Raw genomic sequence first — 5493 nt, 5'->3', positions numbered from 1 at the left:
GGACTGAGAGGGCCCCCGGCGAGGGGGAGGTCCGGGGGCCGGGTCCCACCGTACGCGAGGAGCGGGTGCGGGAACAGTGGCCGCGACCGGTTCGGCCAATCCTTTGATCAAGCGGGGAGACGCCCCGGCGCTCCGCGGGGTCCGCCGACTCAGTCCGCTTTGGTGGTTTCGACCGGCTCGACCGGCTCGACCGGCTCGCCATAGGCCTCGACGGCGGCGAGCCGGGCGGCGCCCAGCACCCCGTCCGCGCTCGCCAGTACCTCCGGTCCGGCCAGCCGTTCGCGCACCCTGACGCCGACGGGCCCGGTCAGCACGCTGCCCACCAGCACCACCGGGGTGTCCTCGCCGGGCTCCCGCACCGCCATCGCGGTCGCGGTGAGCAGATCCGCCGCGCGGTCGAGGATTTCCCCGGCGTCGGCCGCGGCGCTGACCAGCGGGGCGAACCGGGCGAGCCGGATGGGGGCTTCCGCGTTCGCGGCGGTGATCAGCCGTCGCCAGGCCTGGCGGCGGTCGGTTTCGGCGATCCCGGCCTCGGCCAGCACCGAGGTCGCCAGTTCGCCCAGTTCGCCCTCGCCACTCAGGGCGTCCAGGGTGGCCCGTACCGCCTCCCGTCCGAGCCAGTAGGCGGAGCCTTCGTCGCCGAGCAGCCAGCCGTAGCCCCCCGCCGTGGCCACCATGCGGCGCTTGCGGATGCGACCGGCGATGGAGCCGGTACCCGCGATGAGCACCGTCCCGTCCGGGGAGGGGGTGGCCGAGGCGAAGGCCACCTCGGCGTCGGTGAGCACCAGGACCCCGGCCAGGCCGAGGCGCCGCCAGGTGGTCTCGAACAGTGCCGCGACGGCCGGGTCGGTGAGCTTGCTGGTTCCCGCCATGCCGACGACGCAGGCGCTCGCGCGGGACGGATCGAGACCGGCCAGGCTGTGCCCGATCGCCTCCGCGAGGTGGGCGGCGGCCCGCTCGGGCGGATGAGCGTTGGGATTGCCGCCCCCCGAACGGCCACGGCCCACGACGGTTCCGGCGGCCGTGACGGCGAGCGCCCGGGTCGACGTGCCCCCGGCGTCGACCCCGATCACGAAGCTTTCCGGACCGCTCATCGGGTCTTCGTCACCTTCCGGAGGCCGCGCGGTGAGTCCGGGTCGCCGCCGCGGGCCAGCGCCAGGCCGAGGGCGAGCCGCTGCACGGGCAGGGCCTCGAGCACGGGGGCGAGTTCCTCGGCGACCGGCGGGACCGGGATCCGCAGCGCGGCGGGGACCTCTTCGCAGGCCGACCCGAGTGCGAGCACGTCCGCACCCCGCTCGGCGACGGCGGCCAGCACGTCCTGCATCGCCGCGCCGCCGCGGCCCGCGCCGGTCACCGCGAGCACCGCGGTTTCGGCGTCGACGGCGGCGACGGGACCGTGCAGCAGGTCGGCCGCGCTGTAGGCGCGGGTGGCGAGGTAACTGGTCTCGGCCAGTTTCAGCGCGGCCTCCAGTGCCGTGGCGTACGAGTAGCCGCGGGCGGTGGTGATGATCCGGTCGGCGAACCGGTAGCGGTCGATCGCGCGCTGCACCGGCACTTCGAGGGCCCGCTCGGCGAGCGGGCCGAGTTCGGCGGCGGTGGACCCGTCCCCACCCCGGACGGCATCCACGAGCAGGTACAGGGCGAGCAGGGTGGCCGAGTAGGTCTTGGTGGCCGCGACGGCACGCTCGGTCCCGGCGCCGATCCCGACGGCGAGTTCGGCCGCGGCGGCGAGCGGCGAGGTCGGGGTGTTGGTGACGGCGACGGTCAGCGCGCCCTGTTTGCGCGCGGTGGTGGTGAACTCGACCAGGTCGGGCGAGCCGCCGCTCTGGCTGACCGAGATGAGCAGGACGTCGCGGAGGTCCGGCCGGGCCCCGTAAAGAGTTACCGTGGACGGGGACACCAGTCCGGCGGGAAGGCCGAGCAGTACTTCGATCAGGTACTTCGCGTAGATCGCGGCGTGGTCGCTGGAGCCACGCGCGGCGAGCAGGGCGAACCGGGGCGGCCGGGCGGCGATCCTGGCGGCCGCTTCGGCGAATTCGGCGTGGCGTTCCACCAGGCCGGCCAGCACCGCGGGTTGCTCGGCGATCTCGGCGGCCATGTGCTGTCCGGGGCTGGTCATCGGTGTCCCTTCGACGCTGCTGTGATTGTGCGCGAGAGCGGCGGCTCGGCGCCAGGGGCGTGCTGCGGAGAGCGGGTTCCAGCCCCAGTTGAGGTCTAGACCAATAACTACGATATCGGCTCGGGCGGACCGTGACGGGGAAAGGGTAGTTTCTCCCTGCGCCGGATGCGCGGGTTCGAAGAGGAGTCGGTCATGTTGGAGTCACCTACGCGCGGACAGCGCGAGCCGAAGTACTGGGCGTTGAAGCAGCACCTGCTCGATCTCCTCGACACGCTGCCGCCCGGTTCCCCCATCCCGACGGAGCGGTCGCTGGCCACCGAGTTCGCGGTGTCCCGCACCACCGTCCGCCAGGCACTCGCCGACCTCACCGCCGAGGGGCGGCTCCACCGGGTACAGGGCAAGGGCACCTTCGCGGCGGAGCCGAAGCTCGCCCAGCGCCTGCAGCTGTCCTCCTACACCGAGGACATGCGGGCACAGGGGCGGGAGCCCTCGTCGAAGCTGCTGGAGATGGAGGAGCTGCCGTCCGAACCGGACATGGCGAAGCTGCTCGGCATCCGCAGCGGGACGAAGATCCTCCGCCTGCGCCGCCTGCGGCTGGCCGACGGGGAGCCGATGGCGCTGGAGACCACCCACTTGCCGATCAGCCGCTTCCGCGGCCTCCGCAAGCACATCTCCGGCGGCGGCTCCCTCTACGAGGTGCTGCGCGAGACGTACGGGGTGGAGATGGACCGTGCCGAGGAGACGATCGAGACCTCGCTCGCCGGGCCGCAGGAGGCCGAACTGCTCGGCGCGGACGTCGGCATGCCGGTGCTGCTGCTCTCGCGCCACTCCTTCGGCGCCGACGGCAAGCCCGTCGAGTTCGTCCGTTCCATCTACCGGGGTGACCGGTACAAGTTCGTCACGACCCTGACCAGGCCGTGACCATCGGGTGGGGCACCGCCACCGCGCGCGGTGTCCTCGCCACCACCATCCTCGGTTCGGGCATGGCGATGCTCGACGGGACCATCGTGAACGTCGCACTGCCGAGGATCGGGGCCGAGCTGCACGCCTCCGTCGCGGGGCTGCAGTGGGTCCTCGACGGGTACCTGCTCGCGCTGGCCTCGCTGATCCTGGTCGCCGGTTCGCTCGGCGACCGGTACGGCAGGCGGCGCGTGTTCACCGTGGGCGTGGTGTGGTTCGGAGCCGCCTCGCTGCTGTGCGGACTCGCCGTGTCCATGCCCATGCTGGTGGCGACCCGGGTGCTGCAGGGCATCGGGGGCGCCTTGCTCACGCCGGGCTCGCTGGCCATCCTGCAGTCCGCCTTCGTCCCCGAAGTGCGGGCCAGGGCGATCGGCGCCTGGTCGGGTCTCGGCGGGCTGGCGGCCGCGGTGGGCCCGCTGGTCGGCGGTGCGCTGGTGCAGGCGTGGTCGTGGCGGCTGGGCTTCCTCATCAACCCGCCGCTCGCGCTCGTCTGCGTGTGGCTGGCCCGGCGGTACGTGCCGGAGTCGTGCGACGAGACGAGCGGCGGCAGGCCGGACGTGCTCGCCGCGGCGCTGGGGGCGCTCGGGCTCGCCGGGGTGACCGCCGCGCTGGTCGAGGCGCCGTCACGCGGGATCGTGACGCCGTTCGTGCTGGTCGCCGCCGGTGCCGGGGTGGCGGCGCTGATCGCCTTCGTGCTGCTCCAGCGGCGTTCGGCCGATCCGCTGGTGCCGCCTTCGCTGTTCGCCGACCGCACGTTCACCCTCGCCAACGGGCTGACCCTGGTCGTCTACGCCGCGCTGGGCGCGGTGCTGATGTTGCTGGTGCTGCAACTGCAGGTGTCGCTGGGCTACTCGCCCACCGAGGCCGGGGCGGCCGGCCTGCCGATCACCGTGATCATGCTGCTGCTGTCCGGGCGGTCCGGCGGGCTCGCGCAGCGGATCGGGCCCCGGGCGCAACTGGTGGCCGGGCCGATGCTGCTGGCCGGTGGCATGCTCCTGCTGACCCGGGTGGCGCCCGGCGCCTCGTACGTTGGCGCGGTGCTGCCCGCGGTGGTGGTGTTCGGGCTCGGGCTGGCGACGGTGGTCGCCCCGGTGACCGCGACCGTGCTCGCGGCCGCCCCCCAGGAGCGGGCCGGTGTCGCTTCGGGCGTCAACAACGCGGTCGCGCGCACGGGCAGTCTGCTGGCGATCGCGACCCTGCCCGCCGTCGCCGGACTGACCGGTGCCGCCTACACCGATCCCGTCGCGCTCACCGCGGGCTGGCGCCTTTCCCTGCTCGTCTGTGCGGGACTGGCCGTATTCGGTGGATTGCTCGCGGTGGGCGTGCGTAACTCCGTGCTTTCGGTGGAACACCCGATGGTGGAGGAAAACCCGGAACCGGGGGAATGCCTGCATTGTTCGGTGGGGGAACCGCCGACACACCTGCGGGCATGATCTCGTCCATTCCGGGGAAAACCGCGCTTCTGTCTACATAGGACAGCTAGGGTGGCGGTGCTCACGAAACCGATAACGCGGGGAGCATCTTGTCCGATCGAGACGTTGAGGGCGTGGAAACACGGGGCAGTCGCGAGCAGATCGGAACCATGGCCGAGGAAAAGAAGGACGGGACTTCCGCAAGCGCAGGACTCAAACCGGCACAGGTGATCGCCTCGGCACTGGCGGCCGTGACCGCGGCGTTCCTGGGGTCGACGCTGGGCGTCGCGGGCACCATCGCCGGGGCGGGCATCGCGAGCCTGGTGACCACCGTCGGCGGTGAGCTCTACCTGCGTTCCCTGCGCAAGACCCGCGAGGCGGCGCGGCGGACGAAGGAAGCACTCACCCACGCCACGGACACGCGACTGCGGCAGGAGACCCGGTTCGCCGAACCGCCCCCCGGCAGGCCGCGCAACCCGCTCGTGCGACCGCCCGAACCCCACGACCCGTACCGCACCCAGCGGATCACCCCGGTGGGGGCCGGCGACCGCACCGTGTACCTGCCCAGGCCCGGGGCGGGCCCGGCGACCACCCCGCCCCCGCACCAGCCGTGGTGGAAGCGGCGCTGGGCGGTGATCGGCGCGGCGAGCGTGGCCGCGTTCGTCGTCGGCATGCTCGCGATCACCGGCTTCGAAAAGCTCATCGGGCACCCGATCTCCGGCGGCACCGGCACCACCTTCGGCCAGGTGGTGCGCCCCGGCGCACCCGCGACGACCACCACCCAGCAGCCTTCGACCGTTACCAGGACGCAGAGTGTGAGCCCGAGCACGGCGCCGTCCTCCAGCGGTCAGAGCACGGCCGCCACAACTACCACGCCCAGCTCGCAGACGCCCTCGTCGCCGGCGCCCGCAGGTACCTCCTCGGCCCCGCCGTCGGTGAGCACCACCAAGACCGCGGCCTCACCCACCAGCCCGTAGCGCCTCGGCCAGGGCCGTGAGGGGC

The 5493-nt window shown here is 73.1% G+C and carries 5 protein-coding genes; 3 read left to right on the top strand and 2 right to left on the bottom strand.

Translation table 11 applies throughout. The annotated features are described in order from the left end of the window. Positions 1–149 precede the first annotated feature (149 nt). Both FNH05_RS30855 and FNH05_RS30850 read right to left on the bottom strand, forming a co-directional pair. Entirely contained in the window at positions 150–1094 is a 945-nt protein-coding gene (locus tag FNH05_RS30855) for an N-acetylglucosamine kinase (RefSeq protein WP_144592378.1), read from the bottom strand. Next, a complete protein-coding gene (locus FNH05_RS30850; RefSeq protein WP_186382826.1) occupies positions 1091–2098 on the bottom strand; it encodes an SIS domain-containing protein in 1008 nt (335 codons plus the stop codon). The genes FNH05_RS30855 and FNH05_RS30850 overlap by 4 nt, the downstream gene beginning before the upstream one ends. A gap of 213 nt (positions 2099–2311) precedes the next feature. Between FNH05_RS30850 and FNH05_RS30845 the strand changes: the two genes are divergently transcribed. From FNH05_RS30845 to FNH05_RS30835, 3 genes are all read left to right on the top strand, one after another. Continuing rightward, a complete protein-coding gene (locus FNH05_RS30845; RefSeq protein ID WP_144592376.1) occupies positions 2312–3040 on the top strand; it encodes a GntR family transcriptional regulator in 729 nt (242 codons plus the stop codon). After that, positions 3037–4512, top strand: coding sequence for an MFS transporter (locus FNH05_RS30840; protein ID WP_281287650.1), 1476 nt, complete (start codon positions 3037–3039; stop codon positions 4510–4512). The genes FNH05_RS30845 and FNH05_RS30840 overlap by 4 nt, the downstream gene beginning before the upstream one ends. A 149-nt stretch (positions 4513–4661) precedes the next feature. Next, on the top strand, positions 4662–5468 hold the full coding sequence (locus tag FNH05_RS30835; protein ID WP_144592375.1) for a hypothetical protein: 807 nt from the start codon (positions 4662–4664) through the stop codon (positions 5466–5468). Positions 5469–5493: the final 25 nt, after the last annotated feature.

It is taken from the genome of Amycolatopsis rhizosphaerae (genome assembly GCF_007713715.1).
Taxonomy (GTDB): Bacteria; Actinomycetota; Actinomycetes; order Mycobacteriales; family Pseudonocardiaceae; genus Amycolatopsis_E; species Amycolatopsis_E rhizosphaerae.
Note: the sequence above shows the minus strand (reverse complement) of the source record. Positions and strands in the feature narration are given on the sequence as shown.